Here is a 1,490-nt window from a genome sequence, read left to right as displayed (position 1 = left end):
CCCGGTGGTTTTGTGGATCCTCGCCTGTTCGGCGAGCGACTCCCCACCGTGTGGTTGGTGGGGCGGGCCACCGCTGGCCAACCGACCCGCACGCCGCCCGAGGTGCTGTGGTGGGCGGCGGGGGTCACGTCGGGACCGGCCGACACCGGGCAGGTGCCGGCCGGCTCGACGGTGCGTGACCACCCCGGACAACAGCGTCGGCACAGGGGCCGAGGGTTGTGGGGTGGTGGGTCCGCCGCCCGGGGTACGGGTGGCGATGATGGCCGCCGCGACCAGGTCACGATGGCCCGAGAATCCGCAGTACCGGCAGGTGAGGACCCGTCCGGATGGTTTCGGTATCCGCCGGACGCAGGCCGGGCAGGTCGACGACGTCCCCCGCTCATCCACGAGGTCGACTCTGATCCCGGCCAGGGCCGCCTTGTCCTGGAGGATGCGGATGAGGTGGCCGATGCGCCACTGCCGCAACCGCAGGTTGTGCCGCCGACCCGCCTGAATGTCGAGAACCCCGCGCGGGTCACCAACCCGCAGGGTGCCTACCCGCTGTGCGATCGCCCAGCCGATCACGGTCTTGGCGGCCTCGTGCTGGGCCTGCCGGACCCGCCGCCGATGCCGACCCTCCACCAGCCGCGCCCGACGCCGGTACCGCCGCCACCGCCGCGACCCGCGCTCTCCCTTCGCGGGCGCCCGCCCGGCGACCGCCCGACGACGCTTCTTCGTATCCGCGAGATGCTGACGGTGCTCGGCCCGGATCGCCCGCCCGGACACCAACAGCGCCTGCCCGGCCGGGCCGGCGACCGCGTACGGATGGATCACCCCCAGATCCACCCCCGCCATCCGCCCCGGATCCGGACCACACCCCGGCTGGTATTCCGCCACCGGGATCTCGGCGGTCACATCGAGGAACAGCCGACCACCCTCGCACAGCAAAGTGACCGACCGCACCCGGCCGGCCGGGTAGGGCAGATGCCGGGCCAGCCGCAGCCACAACGGACCTGCGCCACGAGCGGTCGGGACCCGCAACCGCCGGCCATCGAGGGTGAACGTGCCGTGGTACCAGCGCACCGGCACCAACCCACGCCGACGACGCGGAAACCGGACCGTGGCGTCGCCGTCCTTACGGCGTTTCGCCGCCGCGAACCAGGCGTCGGAAAACCGGCGTAACACCGAGCGGGCCCCCGTGGAATCCAACTCCCCGAACGTCCCCGACCCCGCAGCCGCCAACTCCCGACACAACTCCTGATAACCCGCCAACGGGGCATCCCGACGGGCCCGACGCCACGCATTGACCTCCAACACACACGCCCACACATCCCCTGCCGACCGGAGCAGGCCGAAACACCGCCGCCGCTGACCCACCGTCAACCGCAACCCCACCCGCGCCGTCCGATACACCACCACAGCAGCGGCCGGATCCCGACGACGAGGCACCAGCAGAGCCAACCCCACGGGTACGACAGAAACCCGACGAACGTTACTGGACACCGCACTAG

At 71.9% G+C, this 1,490-nt stretch carries 1 protein-coding gene; it reads right to left on the bottom strand.

Features of this window, described 5'->3' with window-relative positions; translation table 11 throughout:
* On the bottom strand, positions 1–1,356 hold a 1,356-nt coding region (locus tag AAH979_RS42940; RefSeq protein WP_346263861.1), incomplete at its 3' end, for a transposase.
* Positions 1,357–1,490 lie beyond the last annotated feature (134 nt).

Origin of the sequence: Plantactinospora sp. ZYX-F-223 (genome assembly GCF_039649625.1) — a bacterium.
GTDB lineage: Bacteria > Actinomycetota > Actinomycetes > Mycobacteriales > Micromonosporaceae > Plantactinospora.
Note: the sequence above shows the minus strand (reverse complement) of the source record. Positions and strands in the feature narration are given on the sequence as shown.